This is a genomic window from Marinobacter iranensis, from assembly GCF_029207565.1.
In the GTDB taxonomy this organism is placed as follows: Bacteria; Pseudomonadota; Gammaproteobacteria; order Pseudomonadales; family Oleiphilaceae; genus Marinobacter; species Marinobacter iranensis.
Map to the genome: position 1 here is coordinate 331,530 of NZ_JANCMW010000002.1, position 20,581 is coordinate 352,110.

Consider the following 20,581-nt stretch of genomic DNA (forward strand, 5'->3'; position numbering starts at 1 on the left):
TTGACACCCCTGCCGTGGTCGATACGGATAGGCCGATTCTGGTGGACGGGCGTACAATTGGTGTAAGGTGTCAGAAAAGGCTTTCTCCTGACGGGGCGATCCTTCAATTCACAGGTGATGATCCTTGAACGATATGGCAAAAAATCTGGTTCTCTGGCTGATTATAGCCGCCGTACTGCTGATGGTGTTTCAGAATTTTACTCCCACCACCAGCGGACAACAGGTCAATTATTCGCAGTTTGTGGAAATGGTGCAGGACGGACAGGTCCGTCAGGTCACCATTGACGGTCTGCAGGTTCAGGGTGTCCGTGGTGACGGCTCCCAGTTCCAGACAGTGCGTCCACAGGTGTCCGACAACAAACTGATGGATGACCTTCTGGCCAACAACGTGGAAGTCATCGGCAAGGAACCGGAGCGCCAAAGCCTCTGGACCCAATTGCTGGTGGCTGCCTTCCCGATACTTATCATCATTGCGCTGTTCGTGTTCTTCATGCGACAGATGCAGGGGGGTGGTGGCGGCAAAGGGCCCATGTCCTTTGGCAAGAGCAAGGCCCGCCTGATGAGCGAGGATCAGATCAAGACCACCTTCGGCGATGTCGCCGGTGTGGATGAAGCCAAGGAAGACGTCAAGGAGCTGGTGGATTTCCTGCGGGATCCCAGCAAGTTCCAGCGTCTTGGCGGCAGCATTCCCAAGGGCGTTCTGATGGTGGGGCAGCCGGGTACCGGTAAGACCCTGCTCGCCAAGGCGATTGCCGGCGAGGCCAAGGTGCCGTTCTTCTCCATCTCCGGTTCGGACTTTGTGGAAATGTTCGTGGGTGTGGGTGCGTCCCGCGTTCGTGACATGTTCGAGCAGGCCAAGAAGCAGAGCCCCTGCATTATCTTTATCGATGAGATCGATGCGGTCGGTCGCCATCGTGGTGCCGGCATGGGTGGTGGTCACGACGAGCGTGAGCAGACCCTGAACCAGTTGCTGGTCGAGATGGACGGTTTCGAAGGCAACGAAGGCGTTATCGTAATCGCCGCGACGAACCGGCCAGATGTGCTGGACCCGGCATTGTTGCGCCCGGGCCGTTTTGACCGCCAGGTGGTGGTTGGTCTGCCCGACATTATCGGCCGTGAGCAGATCCTTAAGGTGCACATGAAGAAAGTGCCTCTGGCCGATGGCGTGGAGCCGATACTGATTGCTCGTGGTACGCCCGGCTTCTCCGGTGCCGATCTGGCTAACCTGGTGAACGAGGCGGCCCTGTTTGCTGCCCGGCGTAACCAGCGGTTGGTTTCCATGGAGGAGTTTGAGCTCGCCAAGGACAAGATCATGATGGGCGCTGAACGTAAGTCCATGGTGATGAGTGAGAAAGAGAAGCGTAACACCGCTTATCACGAGTCCGGTCATGCCATTGTTGGTCGCCTTGTGCCGGAGCACGACCCGGTCTATAAGGTCAGCATCATTCCCCGTGGGCGGGCATTGGGTGTCACCATGTTCCTGCCCGAGGAAGACAAGTACAGCCACAGCAAGCGGTTCCTGATCAGCTCTATCTGCAGCCTGTTCGGTGGCCGTATTGCCGAAGAGCTGACCCTTGGTTTCGATGGCGTCACCACTGGTGCCTCCAATGATATCGAGCGGGCAACCAGTCTGGCGCGTAACATGGTCACCCGCTGGGGGCTGTCGGAGAAGCTCGGGCCGCTGCAGTACGACACTGATACCGAAGAGCCTTTCCTCGGTCGTTCGGCGGGGCAGGCGCAGACCGTCTACTCTCCGGAAACGGCGCAGCGTATTGATGAGGAGGTCCGCAACATCATCGACAGCTGCTACGAGAAGGCCCGTCAGTTGTTGATCGATAACCGCGACAAGCTCGACTTGATGGCCGACGCCCTGATGAAGTATGAGACCATTGATCGTTTCCAGATTGATGACATCATGGAAGGTCGCGAGCCCCGTCCGCCGAAAGGGTGGGGTGACAGTGGGCCCTCCGGCGGCGTACCAGCCGACGAGCCGGAGCAGGCGCCTGCTCCAAAAGGTTCGGATGACGGACGCCAGCCCGGTGTTGGTCGCCCGGCCGGTGAACACTGACCCTGGGTAGTTCCGGGCCAGAGCTTATCGACGATTGAACGCCGCCCCTGCCGGGGCGGCGTTTGTTTTTCAGGTTGCACAAAGGGTTGCTTATGCAGATGAACTTTGCGGGCAGGGCGCTGGATATGTCCCTCTGCCATGTGATGGGAATCCTCAATGTAACGCCGGACTCGTTTTCCGACGGCGGCCAGTTCAATCAGGTGGACGCTGCATTGGCCAGGGCTCGCGAAATGGCGGCGGATGGCGCGGTTTTCATCGATGTCGGCGGTGAGTCCACTCGACCGGGTGCAACCCCGGTGCCCGTCGAGGAAGAACTTGAACGGGTTTGCCCGGTAGTCGAGGCGATTGCCCGCGAGATTGACGTCATCGTGTCGGTCGATACAAGTTCGCCCCGGGTTATGGCTGAGGCGGCAAAGTTGGGAGCCGGCATGATTAACGACGTCAGGGCGTTGCAGAGGGATGGCGCGCCCGAGGAAGTCGCCAGAGCGGATATCCCGGTGTGTGTGATGCATATTCAGGGTGAGCCGGATTCCATGCAGGATGACCCGCGTTACCGAAATGTGCGCCGGGAAGTCAGCTCGTTCCTTACCGAGCGGATGCGGGTTGTTGAAAAAGCCGGAGTGCGGCCCGACAACATCATCCTGGATCCGGGTTTCGGTTTCGGCAAATCCGTGCAGCATAATTTACAGCTGCTGGCCTCTCTGGAACAGCTGCAGTTACTGGGTCATCCGGTGTTGGTGGGGCTTTCCCGCAAGAGCATGCTGGGCCATATAACCGGCCGTGAAGTCAGTGAACGCTTGCCCGCAAGTCTCGCTGCCGCGACAATATCCGCCATGAAGGGCGCATCCATTATTCGCGTCCACGATGTCAGGGAAACAGTCGATGCCGTCAAACTGGTAACGGCAATGGAGGAAGCTGGACGATGAGCGACAGAAAATACTTCGGCACGGACGGTATCCGGGGGCGGGTCGGCGAATATCCCATTACACCGGAATTCATGTTGCACCTGGGTTGGGCTGCCGGGCAGGCCTTTAAGCGTGACGGCCAGCGCAACAGCGTGCTGATCGGCAAGGACACGCGCCTGTCGGGTTACATGTTCGAGTCTGCCCTGGAGGCAGGCCTGTCGGCGGCCGGAGTAGATGTGAAACTGCTCGGCCCCATGCCCACTCCGGCCATTGCCTATCTCACCCGAACCTTTCGGGCCTCGGCGGGTATTGTGATCAGCGCTTCCCACAACCCGCATCATGACAATGGCATCAAGTTTTTCTCGCCGGCCGGTACCAAGCTGGATGATGCCCTGGAAGCAGAAATTGAACACTGGCTCGACAGGCCCATTGAAGTCTGTGGTTCCAAGGAGCTGGGCAAGGCGTTCCGGGTGGACGATGCCCCCGGCCGTTATGTGGAGTTCTGCAAGAGCACCGTGCCCAACGAGTTCTCCCTGGAAGGTCTGCACATTGTGCTGGATTGCGCCCATGGTGCGACCTACCACGTTGCCCCCAAGGTTTTCCGTGAGTTGGGTGCGAAAATTTCCGTGGTTGGCGCAGACCCGGATGGCCTGAATATTAATCTCAATGTCGGGTCCACCCATCTGGGTTCCCTGAGCAAGGCAGTTCTGGAAAAGCAGGCTGACCTGGGGATTGCCTTTGACGGTGACGGCGACCGGGTCCTGATGGTGGATCGCGATGGCTCGGAAGTGGATGGCGATGAGTTGCTTTACGTGATTGCCGCCCAGCGCCACGCCGCCGGCACCCTGAAGGGCGGCGTTGTGGGTACGCTGATGACCAACCTGGGGGTCGAGCTGGCCCTGAGGGACCGGGGTATCGATTTCGAGCGTGCCAAGGTGGGTGATCGCTACGTGATGGAGCGGCTGATTGACAGGGGTTGGCTGCTTGGCGGCGAGGGTTCCGGCCATATGGTGATTCGTGACTGTACCAGCACCGGTGATGGCATCGTGTCGGCCTTGCAGGTGTTGTTGGCCATCAGCCGTGCGGGCAGCCCGTTGGCGGATCTTCGCCGTGGAATGAGCAAGCTACCCCAGAAAATGATAAATGTGCGGGTAGGCCAGCGGTTTGATCCTCTCGGACGTCACGATATTGTCACTGCTATCGAAGCGGCGGAAGCCAGGCTCGGTGGCGGCGGCCGTGTGCTGTTGCGGGCGTCGGGCACGGAACCCCTGATCCGGGTAATGACGGAAGGGCAGGATGAATCGGAAATCGTGAAGATTGCCGAGGAACTTGCTGTTGTCGTGGAAAATTCCAGGGCCTGATTTTGTACCCGAGGGCAGTTGTCTGCCGTAAAAGACTGCTGTATAGTTCGCCCTCCCTTGATTCAGGGGTTTTTTATGCGCCGTAAGATCGTCGCCGGAAACTGGAAAATGAACGGGTCGAAAGACCTTGTGAGTAGCCTGGTCGGACAAGTCCGGTCAGAGTTGGCACCGCTTGATAATGGTGTGGAGGTTGTTATTATTCCTCCCGCCCTGTATGTCAGCGATGTTGTCGCACTTGCAGGCAGCCAGATTGCTGTTGGCGTCCAGAATGTTGCCTGCTGGGATTCAGGCGCCTATACCGGGGAAATAGCCGCGGGAATGGCCAGGGATGCCGGTTGCAGCTATACGCTGGTGGGCCACTCCGAGCGTAGGCAGTTGTTCGGCGAAACCGATAGTCAGGTTGCGGCCAAGGTCGATAGGGCTTTGGCTTCGGGGTTGGGCGCAGTCATCTGCGTTGGTGAAACCCTGGAAGAGCGCGAGGCCGGCAAGGCTGAGGAAGTGGTATCTGCGCAGGTTCGGAAGGCAGTGGCGGACGTCGGCGCAGAGCAGTGGCAGCAGGTTGTGGTAGCCTATGAACCAGTATGGGCCATAGGGACCGGAAAAACCGCCACCACTGAAGACGCTCAGGCCATGCATGCCAGCATCCGCGCCGTATTGATGTCCCTTGGGGCTCCGGCGGATGAGGTATCCCTGCTTTACGGCGGCAGTGTAAAAGCGGATAATGCTGCGGCGCTTTTTGCTCAGCCGGACATTGATGGCGGCCTGATAGGTGGCGCATCGTTGAGCGCAAAAGATTTTGTGAGTATTTGCCGGGCCCTGCCGGGTAAATACTGAAAGTTAAAGGTTCGCGAAAGTCATTAGCGCGAGTTACTGGGTTATTAGCGAGTCATTAGGTTATTAGAGAGACATTATGGATTGGGTCGAAACACTGGTAGTCGTTCTGCACGTGCTCATTGCGGTGACGCTGGTGACGCTGGTCCTGCTCCAGCAGGGTAAGGGTGCAAATGCTGGCGCCGCGTTTGGTGGCGGTGCCTCCCAGACGGTGTTTGGCAGTGAGGGCAGCAGCAACTTCCTGACTCGCGCAACAACCTTGCTGGCCATTGTGTTTTTTGTAACAAGTTTTTCGCTGGCTGTATTCGCCAAGCAACGTGCCGAAGTGGCTGGGGAAGCCGGTATTCCTGTTGTTCAGGAGTCCAGTTCCGATGCCGGCCAGGCCGAGAGCGAATCAGCGACTGAAGGCGAAGCCGGGCGCGGGGAAGAGGGTGATGCCCTCCCCGAGCTCGAGTAAGGTTGTTGCCCAGGTGGTGGAACTGGTAGACACGCTATCTTGAGGGGGTAGTGGCGAAAGCCGTGCCGGTTCGAGTCCGGCCCTGGGCACCATACTAGAAGAAAAACGGCTTGGATTTACCAGGCCGTTTTTTTTGGTCAGTCCTTGACCAGCAAAGCCGGCGTCTCTATACTCCGGCGGATATTGGAGCAGGCTCCGGGCATTGTTTGCCCTGCCGGTTCTTGGCAGGCCAGGTGTCTGTCAGCAGGGGATTTTTTACTGTGGTTATCTCCTGTGAGTTCTTGCAACAAAGAGCCCCACTTTCCAGGGGCTTTTTGATTAAGGGGCCTGGCGCATCAGGCCCTGGTGCATAAAAAGGGCTGATCAACAGCCCTTTTTTTGTTTTTGGGGTCGGAAAATCGAGTAACGGAGACAGGATCGCCTTGTCAGCAAAGTTGAAGCAGCTGGAAGAAATGCTCAGGCCCATTGTGGAAGGCCTGGGTTACGAGTTTTGGGGCATTGAATTTCGCTCCCAGGGACACCATTCCCTGTTGAGAATTTTTATTGACGATGCCGAGAACGGTATCGGCATTGAGGACTGTGAAAAAGTCAGCCGCCAGGCGAGCGGCGTAATGGATGTGGAGGATCCCATCCAGACCGAATATACCCTGGAGGTTTCCTCTCCGGGCATGGACAGGCCGTTGTTCCGTCTGGAGCAGTATGAGGCATTTGCCGGCCACCAGGTCCAGATCAAATTACGGATGGCATTTGAAGGGCGTCGCAAATTTCAGGGCCTGATCAAGGGTGTTGAAGGCGAGGACGTTGTCGTGGTTGTTGATGATCACGAATACCTGCTGCCATTCGATAGCATCGAGAAAGCCAACATCGTTCCGGTATTTGAGTAAGTCAGTGGACGCAAAGTTTATTTTTAAGGGCAGGGCAATCCAATGAGTAAAGAGATCTTGCTGGTGGTTGAATCCGTCTCGAACGAAAAGGGTGTCGAGAAGGATGTGATCTTTGAAGCAATCGAGCTGGCGCTCGCCACCGCTGCCAAAAAACGCTACGACGACGAGGAAGCGGATATTCGCGTTTCCATCGATCGCCGCACCGGCGAATACGAGACTTTCCGTCGCTGGCTGGTGGTTGATAACGATGCCGTTCCTGCACTTGGCACTGAACTGACCATGCAGGAAGCCGAAGAGATCGACAAGGATCTGAGGCCGGGTGATATCCACGAAGAGAAGGTGGAATCCGTTGCTTTCGGGCGTATCGGTGCCCAGGCAGCCAAACAGATCATCTTCCAGAAAGTACGGGAAGCCGAGCGCACCAAGATTGTTGACAGCTATCGTGACCGCGTCGGTGAGTTGGTCTCCGGTACCGTAAAGAAAGTGACACGGGACAACGTCATCGTGGATCTGGGAGCCAACGCCGAGGCCCTGCTGCCCCGTGAACACCTGATCCCCCGCGAGACATTCCGCATGGGTGACCGGGTACGTTCGCTGCTGCAGGAAATCCGCACCGATCATCGTGGCCCGCAGCTGATTCTGAGCCGTACCGATTCGCAGATGCTGATCGAGCTGTTCCGCATTGAAGTGCCGGAGATTGCCGAGGAGCTGATCGAAATCCGTGGCGCTGCCCGCGATCCCGGTTCCCGCGCCAAAATCGCGGTTAAAACCAACGACCGCCGGATTGATCCGGTGGGTGCCTGTGTTGGCATGCGCGGTTCACGGGTGCAGGCGGTTTCCAATGAGCTGGGTGGCGAGCGCGTTGATATCGTGCTCTGGGACGACAACCCCGCGCAACTGGTTATCAACGCCATGGCGCCGGCGGAAGTGGCTTCCATCGTGATGGACGAAGACCGTCACACCATGGAAGTGGCGGTTGCCGAGGATAACCTGGCCCAGGCCATTGGCCGTAACGGACAGAATGTGCGCCTGGCGACGGACCTGACCGGTTGGACGCTGAACGTCATGACCGAGGAAGAAGCGGGTGAGCGCCAGGAGCAGGAATATAATTCACTGCTGGAGCACTTCACCAGCAATCTGGATGTGGACGAGGAGTTTGCGGGCGTTCTCATCGAGGAAGGATTTACTTCCATTGAGGAAGTGGCGTACATCCCCATGGAGGAGATGCTCGCTATTGACGGTTTTGACGAAGAGACCGTCACCGAATTGCGTCGCCGTGCCAAGGATGCCCTGCTGAATCAGGCCCTGGCCAGTGAAGAGGCGCTTGAGGGCGCAGAGCCCGCGGAAGATCTTCTCGCAATGGACGGTATGGAGCGCGGCCTGGCCTTCAAGCTGGCCGGTATGGGTATCCGTACCATGGAGGATCTTGCGGAGCAGTCAGTTGATGATCTGCTCGACATTGAAGGAATGGAAGAAGAGCGTGCCGGCCAGTTGATTATGGCTGCACGCGCCCCCTGGTTTGAAGACCAGGCTTAATCGGGAGGAGGACCAGTATGGCTGATGTAACGGTAAAACAACTGGCCGCAGATGTAGGCGCTCCCGTGGATCGTTTGCTGCGACAGATCGTGGAGGCTGGCCTGAAAGCCCGCTCCGAAGAAGATTCTGTTACCAGTGATGAGAAGCAACAGTTGCTGACCTATCTGAGAAAGAATCACGGTGAGAGTGAAGCCGAACCGAAAAAGATCACTCTCAAGCGCAAGACAACAACCACGCTGAAAGCGGGCCGTGCCAAAACGGTCAATGTTGAGGTTCGCAAGCGCCGTACGTATATCAAACGCGCCGAGCTGGAGCCGGAAGCGGCGAAGCAGGAAGAAGCTGCTGAGCAGGCTCCCGCAGCACCGGAAGAAGCGCCGAGTGTAGCGGCTGAGCAGGCACAGTCTGCCGAAGCTCCGAAGACGGAAACGCCGGTTTCCGAGTCGCCGGCGGAAGCGCCGGTTGCTGAAGACAAGCCGGAAGAGAAAGAAAAGCCGGAAACAGCTGCCGAGCCGGAACCATCACCGGTGCCCGCGCCGGAAGATATGCCGATCCCGCCGCCTGAAGAAGGCGAGGGCAAGGATCGTAAGCCGAAGAAGAAGAAAGAGAAGGCCCGAGAGCGCGGTGACGAGCCGGAAGAAGGCAAGCCCAAGAAGAAGTCCGCAGGACATCGTGGGCCCCGTAGCCGTCCGGTGGAAGAACCTCTGATTATCAATGAAGAGGAAGAAGACACCACGCTGCGCAAGCCACTTCGTGCGAAAAAGAAACCCAAAGAAAAGCGTCATGCTTTTGAGAGGCCGACCAAGCCAATGGTACGAGAAGTCGATATTCCCGAAACGATCACAGTGGGTGATCTTGCCCAGCGGATGGCCGTCAAGTCAGCTGACGTCATCAAGAAACTGATGGGCATGGGGGTAATGGCGACAATCAATCAGGCTCTCGACCAGGAAACCGCCGTGCTGGTCACCGAAGAGCTTGGCCACAAGCCCAACACCGTCAGCGAGGATGCGTTCGAGGAAGAAGTTCTGAGCGAATTCGCCTTCGAGGGCAAGGAAAAGAGCAAGCGTGCACCGGTGGTCAGTGTTATGGGCCACGTTGACCATGGTAAGACCTCGCTGCTGGATTACATCCGGCGCACCAAGGTGGCTTCCGGTGAGTCCGGTGGTATCACCCAGCATATCGGTGCTTACCACGTGCAAACCGACCACGGCATGGTGTCCTTCCTGGATACCCCGGGCCACGCCGCCTTTACGGCCATGCGTGCACGGGGCGCCCAGTGCACCGATATTGTTATCCTGGTGGTGGCGGCTGACGACGGCGTGATGCCCCAGACCAAGGAAGCGGTGCAGCATGCCCGCTCCGCTGGCGTGCCCATTGTTGTTGCCATTAACAAAATGGATAAGGAAGCGGCCGATCCGGACCGCATCAAGACCGAACTGGCCGGTATGGAAGTGATTCCGGAAGACTGGGGCGGTGACGTCCAGTTTATCCCGGTATCCGCCCACACCGGTGACGGCATCGATGACCTGCTTGAAGCGCTGCTGCTGCAGGCCGAAATCCTTGAGCTGGAGGCCTCTCCGGATGCGCCAGCCAAGGGTGTGGTTGTCGAATCCAGCCTGGAACGCGGTCGTGGCTCTGTGGCCACCGTACTGGTCCAGAATGGTACGCTGCGCCAGGGCGAAATGGTTGTGGCTGGCTCCTTCTTCGGCAAGGTTCGCGCCATGACCGATGAAGCCGGCAAGCAGGTCAGAGAGGCCGGGCCTTCCATTCCGGTGGAAATCCTGGGCCTGAACGGCACGCCGAATGCCGGCGATGAGTTCTTCGCGGTTGCCGACGAGAAGAAGGCCAAGGAACTGGCGGAATTCCGCCAGGCCCGCGAGCGTGAGCAGCGCCTGCACAGACAGCAGGCAGCCAAGCTCGAGAACCTGTTCGAGAACATGGGCAAGGACGAGGTCAAAACCCTCAACGTGGTCCTCAAGACCGACGTTCGTGGTTCCCTGGAAGCCATTACCAAATCGCTCCAGGACCTGGGCAACGACGAAGTGCAGGTCAAGATTGTGTCCTCCGGCGTCGGTGGTATTGCCGAGACAGACGTGAGCCTGGCCATGGCGACCAATGCGGTTATCTTCGGCTTCAACGTGCGTGCCGATACCGCGTCCAAGCGCCTGGTGGAACAGGAAGGTCTGGATCTGCGCTACTACAGCATCATCTACAACCTGATTGATGATGTGAAGGCGGCCCTGACCGGCATGCTGGCACCGGAATTCCGCGAGGATATCGTGGGTATCGCCGATGTGCGTGATGTGTTCCGTTCACCGAAGTTTGGCCAGGTGGCCGGTTGCATGGTGATCGAGGGTAACGTTTACCGTAACAAGCCGATTCGTGTCCTGCGTGACAACGTGGTGATCTTTGAAGGCGAGCTGGAATCCCTGCGCCGCTTCAAGGATGACGTACCTGAAGTCCGTAACGGCATGGAGTGTGGTATCGGCGTTAAGGGTTACGACGTGAAAGTCGGTGACCAGATCGAGGTGTTCGATCGCGTCCGGGTCGAGCGCAAGCTTGAGTCTACCGGCGCGTGATGCGCTTGAGATTAAGGGAAGCCTGATGCCAAGAGAGTTCAGCCGAATAGATCGCATCGGCGATCAGATGCAGCGTGAGCTGGCCCAGCTCATCCAGCGGGAGGTCAAAGATCCGCGGGTGGGCATGGTGACGGTCAATGCCGTCAAGGTAAGCCGTGATCTGGGCTACGCAGATATCTACGTGTCCCTGCTCACCACCGAGGAACTGACCGAGGAGTCGCCGCAGGTGAAGGACTCCCTGGCGGTGTTGAACAAGGCGTCCGGATTCCTCCGTGGGCAGGTTGGCCGCGCCATGAAGTTGCGGGTAACGCCCCAGCTGCGTTTCCATTTCGATTCGCTGCTTGGGCACAGCCGCCACATGGATAATCTGATTCGCGAAGCCGTTGGCGACAAGCCAGCGGTCGATCGTGATGATGAAGCTGGTGACGACCGTTCTTCCGATGATCCGGAGCGGGACGCTTGAGCCGACGTCGCAAAGGCCGTGACGTAAACGGCATCCTGGTGATCGACAAGCCGATGGATATTACATCCAATGGTATCCTGCAGCAGGTGAAGCGTCTGTTTGGTGCGGCCAAGGCCGGCCATACCGGCGCCCTGGACCCGCTGGCCACCGGTGTGCTGCCGTTGTGTTTTGGCGAAGCCACCAAGTTCTCCCAGATGATGCTGGACAGCGACAAGGCTTACATCGCTACTGCGCGCCTGGGTGTGCGGACGGAAACGGGGGACAGCGAGGGCGCAGTCGTTGCTGAAAAACCGGTGCCTTCGGGGCTGGATGCCGAAGCCCTGGAGCCGGTCCTCGACCGGTTTCGTGGCGATATCCAGCAGGTGCCCTCCATGTACTCCGCGCTCAAGCACAAGGGCCGCCCGCTCTATGAATACGCGCGGGAAGGCATTGAAGTGGAGCGCCCGTCCCGTCCCGTTACCATCTACGAGCTGAAACTGCTGGATGTGCGGGAGACCGAGATCGACATTGCGGTGAGTTGCACCAAAGGCACCTATATCCGTTCGCTGGTTGAAGACATTGGCGAGGCGCTTGGCTGTGGTGCCCATGTAACGGCACTGCGGCGCACCATGGCTTCGGGGTTCACACTGGCGGATGCTGTCGAGGTCAGTGCCCTGGAATCCATGCGTGAACAGGGTGAGAGTCTGGATGGCCTGCTGGTGGCCCCGGACGCGGCGCTGTCGATGTTTCCGGAACAGGAACTGGAAGGAAGTTCACTGGTATCGATATTGAACGGACAACCAGTTAGAATATCCGGTCAGCCAGCCGAAGGGTTTGTTCGCCTCTATGGCAGCGGACGTTTTGTTGGGCTGGCGGAAGGATTCCCGGAAGGGGAGGTCACCAAACTGGTGCCTCGCCGTCTGGTGAAGAGTAGCTGACAACCGTCTTATGACGGGTTGCAGCTGATTAGCCGGGCTGTAGAGATGCGTGGTTCGGCCGAATTCGATAGCATCGCGACAATGAGGTGAGTTATGGCACTTTCTGCCGACGAGAAAGCACAGATCGTTAAGGATTTTCAGCAGGGTGATGGCGATACCGGTTCTCCTGAAGTTCAGGTTGCACTGTTGAGCCACAACATCAACAAGCTGCAGGATCACTTCAAGACCAACAAGCAGGATCACCATTCCCGCCGTGGTCTTATCCGGATGGTTAACCAGCGTCGTAAACTGCTGGACTACCTGAAGCGTAAAAACGCAGATCGCTACCTGGAACTGATCCAGCGTCTGAACCTGCGTCGCTAGTCCGGTTGTACTTAACGGCCGGCGGGGCATATAGCCTCGCCGGTTGTGCTTCTCCCCTGCATCGTGTCTGTCAGTGAACCCTGAAGGAACTCCCTGTCGTAACGGAAAGCTGAAATTGATAGCAGGTTGTTGAAAAGCCCGGCCTCAGGAGATGCAGTTCCCTGCCCGGGGTTTTACAACAGCCTGTTAGCTTTCAGACGGGCTACCCTTCAGTTCATCACTTCAGACGATGTTGCAGTTATAGCGGATAATTCGCAGGGGCGGATTGTCCGGGCCAACCAATTGAAATGATGATTTCAGGAGTTACCGTGGATCTTAATCCCGTAAAAAAATCGTTTGAACTCGGCGGCAAGACCGTCACCATTGAGACTGGGCGTATTGCCCGTCAGGCCACCGGTTCCGTTCTGGTTACCGTGGACGACATCTCGGTACTGGGTACCGTGGTGGCTGCCAAGGAAGCCAAGCCTGGCCAGCCGTTCTTCCCGTTGACCGTCAACTACTTCGAGAAAACCTACGCGGTAGGCAAAATTCCGGGTGGTTTCTTCAAGCGTGAAGGCCGTCCGTCCGAGAAAGAAACCCTGACATCCCGCCTGATCGACCGTCCGATTCGTCCGCTGTTCCCCAAAGGGTTCATGAACGAAACCCAGGTCATCACCACGGTGATGTCATCCAGCAAAAACCAGGACCCGGATATCGCTGCCATGCTTGCCGCTTCTGCAGCCCTGTCCATCTCCGGTATTCCCTTTGATGGTCCTATCGGTGCGTCGCGCGTGGCTTACACCAATGAGCGTGGCTATTTCCTGAACCCGACCTTCGAAGAGCTGGAAACCTCCCTGCTGGACATGGTTGTTGCCGGTACCGAGGATGCGGTTCTGATGGTTGAGTCGGAAGCCAAGGGCCTTGTTGAAGACCAGATGCTGGGTGCCGTCCTTTATGGCCACCAGGAAATGCAGACAGCGATTACCGCCATCAAGGAACTTGCCGCTGAAGTGGGCAAGCCTCGCTGGGACTGGCAGCCAGAGCCGGAAAACACCGAGCTGCTGAATGCCGTGAACGCCGAAGCGGCTGGTGCTATCGAAGAAGCTTACAGCATCCGCGACAAGATGGAGCGTTATGCACGTCTGGGCGAGATCAAGAGCGCGCTGGTTGAGAAACTAGCGGGTGAAGAAGAAGGCCAGCCTTCCGCGGATGACGTCAAGAAGTACTTCGGCAAGGTCGAGAAGACCATCGTTCGCAAGCAGGTTATCGATGGCAAGCCACGTATCGACGGCCGCGACAACAAGACTGTCCGTCCCATCGAAGTGGAAGTTGGCGTTCTGCCCAGCACCCACGGTTCTGCCCTGTTCACCCGTGGCGAAACCCAGGCCATCGTGACGACCACGCTGGGTACCGCCCGCGACATGCAGATCATTGATGCCCTGGAAGGTGAGCGCAAGGACCCGTTCCTGTTCCACTACAACTTCCCTCCGTACTCCGTTGGCGAAGCCGGCCGTGTTGGTACGCCGGGTCGTCGTGAAGTCGGCCACGGCCGTCTGGCGAAGCGTGGTGTGGCTGCGGTTATGCCCACCATGGAAGAATTCCCGTACACCATCCGTGCGGTGTCCGAGATCACCGAATCCAACGGTTCCAGCTCCATGGCGTCTGTCTGTGGTTCCAGCCTGGCGCTGATGGATGCGGGTGTGCCCATCAAGGCTCCGGTTGCCGGTATTGCCATGGGTCTGGTCAAGGAAGGCGACAAGTTCGCGGTTCTGACCGACATCCTGGGTGATGAGGATCACCTCGGCGATATGGACTTCAAGGTAGCGGGTACTTCTGAAGGTATCACTGCGCTGCAGATGGATATCAAGATTCAGGGCATCACCGACGAGATCATGGAAATTGCCCTGGACCAGGCCAACGCAGCACGCCTGCATATCCTGGGTGAAATGGCGAAGGTGATTTCCGCGCCTCGCAAAGAGCTTTCCAGCCGCGCGCCGAGCATTACCACCATCAAGATCAATCCGGAGAAAATCCGTGACGTTATCGGCAAGGGTGGTTCCGTGATCCGTTCTATCTGTGACGAGACTGGTGCCTCCATCGATCTGGATGACGATGGCAACGTGAAGATCTACGCCGACAACCAGGAGGCAGCCAACGCCGCGATGAAGCGGGTGATGGAAATCACTGCTGAAATCGAAGTGGGCGCCATCTACAGTGGCCGCGTTGAGCGCATCGTGGACTTCGGTGCCTTCGTCAACATCCTGCCCGGCAAGGATGGTCTGGTGCACATCTCCCAGATCTCCGAGCGTCGCATCGAGAACGTCACCGACGAGCTCAGCGAAGGCCAGGAAGTTCTGGTCAAGGTACTGGATGTGGATAACCGTGGACGCGTAAAACTGTCCATGAAGGAAGTAAAGGAAGGCGAGCAGCCCACGGATCTCTCTGCACTGTAGTCTCCGCGCTGTAACCCTTGATCCTGCGGGTTGCACCAACCCGTAGGTCGGATTAGCCGCAGGCGTAATCCGACAAAAAACCCGCCGCTCTCTCGAGTTTGGCGGGTTTTTTATCTCCAGGCCTCTAAATTCAGTGAAGCGCCTACCCGTAGGCCGGATTAGGCGAAGCCGTAATCCGACAACCCAGCCCCCCTATTCACCATTAGCATCCATAAACCCCAATACCGCCGCCTGATACCCCGGAATCACAAACGTCGACGCATGGGGCGTATCTGTCTGCAAAAATCGCTTGGGCTCCGCCGCCGCCTCATACAGCCGCTCCCCATGATGAAACGGAATAATCCCGTCCCGCTCACTGTGAATCACCATCACCGGCACAGGGCTGATGTCACCGATCATTTCAGTGGCTTCATACTCGTCGGTAATGGTCCAGCTTAGTGGAAACTGCAACGGCCAGGTGAGCCAGAAATTGCCCAGTTTCTCCCGGGCAATGGCGCGGAAGCCGGAGAAGGTGCCGTCGAGAATCACACCGTCCAGGGGCGGTTGTTCGCCTCGTTTGACCCACTCGCTGGCCAGGGCGGTTCCCAGTGCACCGCCCAGGCTCTGGCCCAGCAGGAACAGGGGCTGGTTTTGAACATCCGGGCGGTCGATCAGCCACCGAAGACCGGCCTCTGCGTCGTGCAGGGTGCCCTCTATGTCTGGTGCGCCGGTGGAGCGGCCATATCCCCGGTAGTCGATCAGAAACACGTTGTAGCGCTTCTCAGGCAGCCAGGCGACGTTCATGATGTGGCTGCTGATGTTTTGGGCGTTGCCGTGGAGGAAGTAGACGGTGCCTTTCGGGTCGGATTGCGCGGGCAGCCACCACCCGTGGAGGGTTTCTCCGTCCGGGGTATCAAGAAAGACGTCTTCGTATTCGAGGTTCAGGCGGTCCGGGGTGATGTAGGTGACCTGGTCGGGATAGAAGAACACACTGCTGCAGCCGGTCTGCAGGAGCAGGGTGAATGCGGCTGTGATGCCGGCCAGTGTTCTCAGAAGTACGCGTGGAGTCCGAGTTGCCATGTGCTGCGGTACCTGTCGTAGTGGTCTTCACGGCTGAATTTTCCGAACAGGCTGAAGTCCCGTCCGAAGTGCCAGTTTCCCTCCAGGTAGGCCTGGTCCTGGCGGTGTTGGCTGCTGACGATCCAGGCTTTGGTTTTCACGCCGCCGAGGAGGCTGAACTGGTTGTTCTGGTGGAGTATGCCCAGGTCAGCACCGGGGGCGGCGTCGTAGCCGCGTCGCAGGTCGTCGTCGATTTCCAGGTCGGCGGTGGCCATGGCGAAAGCCTGGGTGCCGCTGGCAAGCAGCCAGCTTCCACCTGCGCCGCCCTCCAGGTAAGGGGTGAATACGCGGTCGGCTTCAGTGTCGGTGCGGCGGCCGCCGAAGCCCACCTGCCAGGACAGCGGCGAAAAGAACTGGTTGCGAGGCGAGAGGGAGCGGATTTCCACGCCGGTCAGTTGTTCTATCTGCAGTTCATCGTTGTCGGTGTACAGGCGGGCGTCCAGGCGCAGAAACTGGAGCTGGGCGCCGCCCCGGTAGCCTGCGGGCGGGTCCAGCACATCGTGGTAGGCGGGGCGAAGTGTCAGTTCGGTAAAGTTGCGTTCATTCATGCGCCCACCGCTGACGCTGGCGCGGAAGGTGCCGTGCCCCTGGTCGTCACGGATGGCTGGTTCAGGCGGGCCGTCCTGTGCAGCTACCCCACGGATCTGGCTGCGTTGCCGTAGCAGGTCGTGGGAGAGGGGTGCCGCGTGCTCACGGGGCCAGCCTTCGGCCTCGCTCTGGTAGCGAACGTAGTCGTAGGTGGTATCCAGCACCCGTGCCTGTTCGTTATCGCCCAAGGCTCTCACTTCCGGGGCGTCCGCCGCCACATACCCGTTGGCGATGGCGGCGGCCAGCGTCTGGTGGTCGTCGGGCAGGGAGTCGATGCTGTGGCTGACACTGGTTGCCGCGGAGGGGCGGTAATAAACCTCCTCTACCAAGCCTTTATCCACCACCCACCGGACGGTATCTGAGGGAATGGCATGGGTTCCGACTTCGTCCAGCAGGTCGGTGCCGGGGCGGGCCACGTCGATCAGTGCCAGCAGCCGGTAGGCGCAATTCTCGTCGAAGAAGTAGTAGTCGAAATTGCGATCACGTATCTCCCAGGTGTGGGCCAGCATCATGTCCACTTCCGCCTGGGTGAGGTTGAGTTTGTATTCCCACAAATCCCGGTGCTCGATGTCGGAATACAGGCGGATTTTTTCGTAGTAAGGCTGGATCGAGGTAATGCCCGGATAGCCGCCAAAAATGCCTTTATAGGCAAACAGGATTTCGCTGTCGTGGGCGGCCGCGTCGGCGGCGTAGGAAATGGTGTTGGCCAGGATCAGGTTGGTTTCCTCGTCTTTCTGAGGCGGATCCAGGCGCAGGAAGGTATGGCCGAACATGGACGACGGACTGTTCAGGTAGGACGCTGCAAACACCAGTGTCACGGTTTCGGTGTTCAGCTCTTCGATCCACTTCTCAAAGGACGGGCAGTCTGCAGGTTGTTGTGGCAGGTCCAGCTGTTCCCTCAGCCAGCGGTCCCGCGCGGGGAAGCGGCAGCGGGCATGATTGTTCCCGCCGCCTGGCTGGGTGATGGCTTTCAGGGTCGCTTCAAGTTCTGCCTTTGGTGAGGTTTTGCCGTTGTCACTAAGGTAGAAGCGGTCATCGTCCGCCTGGCCTGTATGGCCGTCACCGAAGCGATCGGGCTGATAGTGAAGCAGCGTCAGCCATGCGGGGTGTTGATGGAGGTTTCCGGTGTCTGGAAGCTGGGTGGCATGTACGTTTGAAGCTGATGCCAGCCAGAAGAAGGCCAGCGCGAACCGAAGCGAAGTGCGCATGGATGGTCAGTCAATTCCGGGTTGAACGACGGGTGGATGGCCTGGAAGCCGTTGCGCCGTCCCTGGCGCATAAGATCCTTTTTCGGGCTGGAGGATCAGGCTGCTACATACTTGCTCAGCGTTTCATCCTTTTCCAGCAGGGCTACAATCGCATCAACCGCTTCGCCAGACGTGGTGTCAGACGACGGGAAGATGGTTGCAAAGTTGTCCTGGAGGACTTTGCGGAACGAATCACGATCCGCTTCGTCAACGCCCAGCAGTACTGCCAGGGTGTCCAGGTTTTCGCCGGAGCCACGGGACATGTCGCGGGCAACCTTGTCAATGTTGCTGTCCATGTACATGGCCATGGATTGTACAGACTGGTTGGTCTGGCAACCGAGGGTACCAGTGGTCATACCAAAGGTCTGGTTACCAAAGGTACCGTTGGTGGTTGCGGCCAAAACGTGGGGGGCAATACCAGACTGTCCTTTCCAGATCATGGCACCAACGCCACAACCGGGCTGAGCGAAGGCCAGGGTAGAAGCACCCATAAGCAGTGCACCTGCGATGAGTTTTTTCATTAATCCACTCCTTGTTTGTTTAGCTGTCGTCGCAAACGCGCCACTGTTGCCTGAGAGGGTCCCGGGCTGGCGCGCTAACGGCCCTGACTGATTTCCCGTGGAGACAGGTCGACCGTTGACTCTGAGTATAGTTCATATATGAGAAAGGCAAATTACAAAGGCGCTGAGTGATTGATTTGGCCCACAAAGTCAAAGTGTGATCATGTGTTCATATTTCTAAATCGGCTAAAAAATGCTCATTTGCAATGATCTTGTTATATAGCAGCAGTTTGGGTATAGTGCGCGCGGCCATGAAGGCTTATACACAACACATGGAGATTGAGTTTTGAAAAAAGTTCTTGTCGCATCATCACTGATTTTCGCCGGCGCACTGACTGGCTGTTCCTCGCTGAACACCAGTGCTCCCTCCCTGCCCCTGTCCGGCTCCGTTGCTACCGACGTTAAAGCCGACATCGAAGTAGGCGAGAAAATCACCGGTCAATCCTCAGCTACCAAGGTTCTGTTCTTTACCCTGGGTGCTGAGACTGAATACGCTGATGGCGTTGCATACTCTGCCGGTGGAAACGGCGGAAGTGCCCTGCCTTTCGCGCTGCCGAACCCCGTTGAGGCTGTTAAGGCAGCGGCCGCCTACAATGCGATTCAGGAATCCGGTGCTGACGTGATTGTCGCTCCGCGCTACACCGTCCAGAAGGACGACTACGTAGTATTTGGAACCATCAACGTATCCGTTGAAGGTTACAAGGGCACCATCAAAAGCGTTAAGTAATTCCCTGATTAACGCCAGGTGGTACAAAAAAGCCGGAGCATGTCAGCATGTTCCGGCTTTTTGCGTTCAGGGGCCCACCCTTTGATCGGGCCATTTCCTGATCAACCGCCAAGATAGGCGTTTTGCACATCCGGGTTGGCCAACAGGTTCTTCCCCGTGTCGTGAAGCCGAATGCGTCCGGTTTCCAGCACGTAGCCACGGTCGGCCAGGTTAAGGGCCTGGTGGGCGTTCTGTTCCACCAGGAACACGGTAATACCTTCCTCACGCAGCTTCCCGATGATCTCGAAAATCTGCTTGATCACCAGTGGTGCCAGCCCCAACGAGGGCTCGTCCAGGATGATCATGTTCGGTTTGCTCATCAGCGCCCGGCCGATGGCGAGCATCTGCTGCTCACCACCGGACATGGTGCCGGCGCGCTGGTGCTCCCGTTCTTTCAGGCGCGGAAACAGTTCGTAGACGTGCTCCTGGCTCTTGCGGATTTCCGACTTGGTGTTGAAAAAGCCACCCATGTGGAGGTTTTCCTCAACCGTCAGGCCGGAGAATACGCGCCTGCCTTCCGGCACAATGGATATACCGGAGCGCATGATATTTGACGTCAGGTCCCGGGTGATATCACGTCCCTGGAGAATAACCCGGCCGGACGTGGCCTGGGGATTGCCACAGACGGTCATCAGCAGCGTGGTTTTTCCGGCGCCATTGGCGCCGATCAGGGAGACAATCTCACCTTTCTTTACTTCAACCGAGACACCGTGAAGCGCCTCAATCTTGCCGTAATGGGTATGGACATCTTCTAGTACAAGCATGGTTTTTCCTCAGGCCTCACCCAGATAGGCTTTGATGACGTCATCGTTTCGGCGAATCTCGTCCGGTGTGCCGCTGGCCAGGGGGCGGCCCTGGTTGATCACATTGATGCGGTCGGAGATATCCATCACCAGGCTCATATCATGTTCAATCAGCACCACCGAGACGTTGTAGTCTTCCTTCAGGCTGATGATCAACCGGTTCAGGTCCTTGGTTTCAGCCGGATTAAGCCCGGCGGCGGGCTCGTCCAGCATCAGCAGCCTGGGCTCGGTGACCATGCAGCGGGCGATTTCGAGGCGGCGCTGCTGACCATAAGCCAGATTGCCCGCTTCGCGATTCGCCATATCGGTCAGCCCTACCCGATCAAGCCAGTAAGCGGCGCGGTCCAGTGACTTCTGTTCTTTCTCCCGGTAGTTGGGGGTGTTCAGTATGCCCGAGAGCAAGTTGGTGTTGAGGTGGCGATGTTGGGCCACCAGCAGGTTTTCCACCACCGTCATGCGGCTGAACAGGCGCACGTGCTGAAAGGTCCTTACCAGCCCGAGGCGGGAAATCTTGTAATCAGGTGTGCCCTGAATTTCCTTGCCCTGGAAGAGAATCTTACCGCCGGTCGGCTTGTAAAAGCCGCTCATGCAATTGAATACCGTTGTTTTTCCGGCGCCGTTGGGGCCGATAATCGCGACAATCTCGTGTTCGTTGACGTCCAGCGACACCTGATCCACTGCCAGGAGCCCGCCAAAGCGCATCGACAGATTCTGTACTTCAAGCAT

Annotated in this window: 18 protein-coding genes and 1 tRNA gene; 14 read left to right on the forward strand and 5 right to left on the reverse strand. The window is 57.9% G+C overall.

Going from position 1 to position 20,581, the window contains the following annotated elements:
- Window positions 1–124 precede the first annotated feature (124 nt).
- The 13 genes from ftsH (at window position 125) to pnp (ending at window position 14,793) form a co-directional block, all read left to right on the forward strand.
- Window positions 125–2,068: an ATP-dependent zinc metalloprotease FtsH gene (ftsH, locus tag NLU14_RS04795; RefSeq protein WP_275705033.1), complete on the forward strand. Its 1,944-nt coding sequence runs from the start codon at window positions 125–127 to the stop codon at window positions 2,066–2,068.
- Between the two features lie 92 nt (window positions 2,069–2,160).
- Window positions 2,161–2,994 carry a dihydropteroate synthase gene (gene folP / locus NLU14_RS04800; protein ID WP_275705034.1) on the forward strand — a complete coding sequence of 278 codons (834 nt, stop codon included), beginning with the start codon at window positions 2,161–2,163 and terminating at the stop codon, window positions 2,992–2,994.
- On the forward strand, window positions 2,991–4,334 hold the full coding sequence (gene glmM, locus NLU14_RS04805) for a phosphoglucosamine mutase (protein ID WP_275705035.1): 1,344 nt from the start codon (window positions 2,991–2,993) through the stop codon (window positions 4,332–4,334). Before folP ends, glmM begins: the two co-directional genes overlap by 4 nt.
- 75 nt (window positions 4,335–4,409) lie before the next feature.
- Window positions 4,410–5,168 (forward strand): triose-phosphate isomerase, encoded by a 759-nt coding sequence (tpiA, locus tag NLU14_RS04810; RefSeq protein WP_275705036.1) that lies wholly within the window; start codon window positions 4,410–4,412, stop codon window positions 5,166–5,168.
- A gap of 76 nt (window positions 5,169–5,244) precedes the next feature.
- Entirely contained in the window at window positions 5,245–5,622 is a 378-nt protein-coding gene (gene secG / locus NLU14_RS04815; RefSeq protein WP_275705037.1) for a preprotein translocase subunit SecG, read from the forward strand.
- Between the two features lie 7 nt (window positions 5,623–5,629).
- Window positions 5,630–5,714, forward strand: a tRNA-Leu gene (locus tag NLU14_RS04820).
- 330 nt (window positions 5,715–6,044) lie between these two features.
- Entirely contained in the window at window positions 6,045–6,506 is a 462-nt protein-coding gene (rimP, locus tag NLU14_RS04825; RefSeq protein WP_275705038.1) for a ribosome maturation factor RimP, read from the forward strand.
- Window positions 6,507–6,548: 42 nt separating this feature from the next.
- A complete protein-coding gene (gene nusA, locus NLU14_RS04830; protein ID WP_275705039.1) occupies window positions 6,549–8,042 on the forward strand; it encodes a transcription termination factor NusA in 1,494 nt (497 codons plus the stop codon).
- A 17-nt stretch (window positions 8,043–8,059) separates the two neighbouring features.
- On the forward strand, window positions 8,060–10,618 hold the full coding sequence (gene infB / locus NLU14_RS04835; RefSeq protein ID WP_275705040.1) for a translation initiation factor IF-2: 2,559 nt from the start codon (window positions 8,060–8,062) through the stop codon (window positions 10,616–10,618).
- Window positions 10,619–10,643: 25 nt separating this feature from the next.
- Window positions 10,644–11,081, forward strand: a complete 438-nt coding sequence (gene rbfA, locus NLU14_RS04840; protein WP_275705041.1) for a 30S ribosome-binding factor RbfA — start codon at window positions 10,644–10,646, stop codon at window positions 11,079–11,081.
- Complete coding sequence (gene truB / locus NLU14_RS04845) at window positions 11,078–11,998, forward strand: tRNA pseudouridine(55) synthase TruB (RefSeq protein ID WP_275705042.1); 921 nt, start codon at window positions 11,078–11,080, stop codon at window positions 11,996–11,998. Before rbfA ends, truB begins: the two co-directional genes overlap by 4 nt.
- A 93-nt stretch (window positions 11,999–12,091) precedes the next feature.
- Window positions 12,092–12,361, forward strand: a complete 270-nt coding sequence (gene rpsO / locus NLU14_RS04850; RefSeq protein WP_275705043.1) for a 30S ribosomal protein S15 — start codon at window positions 12,092–12,094, stop codon at window positions 12,359–12,361.
- 308 nt (window positions 12,362–12,669) lie between these two features.
- Complete coding sequence (pnp, locus tag NLU14_RS04855; protein ID WP_275705044.1) at window positions 12,670–14,793, forward strand: polyribonucleotide nucleotidyltransferase; 2,124 nt, start codon at window positions 12,670–12,672, stop codon at window positions 14,791–14,793.
- Between the two features lie 192 nt (window positions 14,794–14,985).
- On the opposite strand, the gene NLU14_RS04860 is transcribed toward pnp, so the two are convergent.
- From NLU14_RS04860 to NLU14_RS04870, 3 genes are all read right to left on the reverse strand, one after another.
- Complete coding sequence (locus tag NLU14_RS04860) at window positions 14,986–15,852, reverse strand: alpha/beta hydrolase (protein WP_275705045.1); 867 nt, start codon at window positions 15,850–15,852, stop codon at window positions 14,986–14,988.
- On the reverse strand, window positions 15,822–17,687 hold the full coding sequence (locus NLU14_RS04865; RefSeq protein ID WP_275705046.1) for an Lnb N-terminal periplasmic domain-containing protein: 1,866 nt from the start codon (window positions 17,685–17,687) through the stop codon (window positions 15,822–15,824). The genes NLU14_RS04860 and NLU14_RS04865 overlap by 31 nt, the downstream gene beginning before the upstream one ends.
- 95 nt (window positions 17,688–17,782) lie before the next feature.
- The gene (locus tag NLU14_RS04870; RefSeq protein WP_275705047.1) at window positions 17,783–18,247 is read right to left on the reverse strand and encodes a DUF3015 domain-containing protein; all 465 of its coding nucleotides are present in this window, start codon (window positions 18,245–18,247) and stop codon (window positions 17,783–17,785) included.
- Between the two features lie 325 nt (window positions 18,248–18,572).
- Between NLU14_RS04870 and NLU14_RS04875 the strand changes: the two genes are divergently transcribed.
- Complete coding sequence (locus tag NLU14_RS04875) at window positions 18,573–19,013, forward strand: hypothetical protein (RefSeq protein WP_275705048.1); 441 nt, start codon at window positions 18,573–18,575, stop codon at window positions 19,011–19,013.
- Window positions 19,014–19,114: 101 nt separating this feature from the next.
- On the opposite strand, the gene NLU14_RS04880 is transcribed toward NLU14_RS04875, so the two are convergent.
- On the reverse strand, window positions 19,115–19,816 hold the full coding sequence (locus tag NLU14_RS04880) for an ABC transporter ATP-binding protein (RefSeq protein ID WP_275705049.1): 702 nt from the start codon (window positions 19,814–19,816) through the stop codon (window positions 19,115–19,117).
- Window positions 19,817–19,825: 9 nt separating this feature from the next.
- The gene (gene livG, locus NLU14_RS04885) at window positions 19,826–20,581 is read right to left on the reverse strand and encodes a high-affinity branched-chain amino acid ABC transporter ATP-binding protein LivG (protein ID WP_275705050.1); all 756 of its coding nucleotides are present in this window, start codon (window positions 20,579–20,581) and stop codon (window positions 19,826–19,828) included.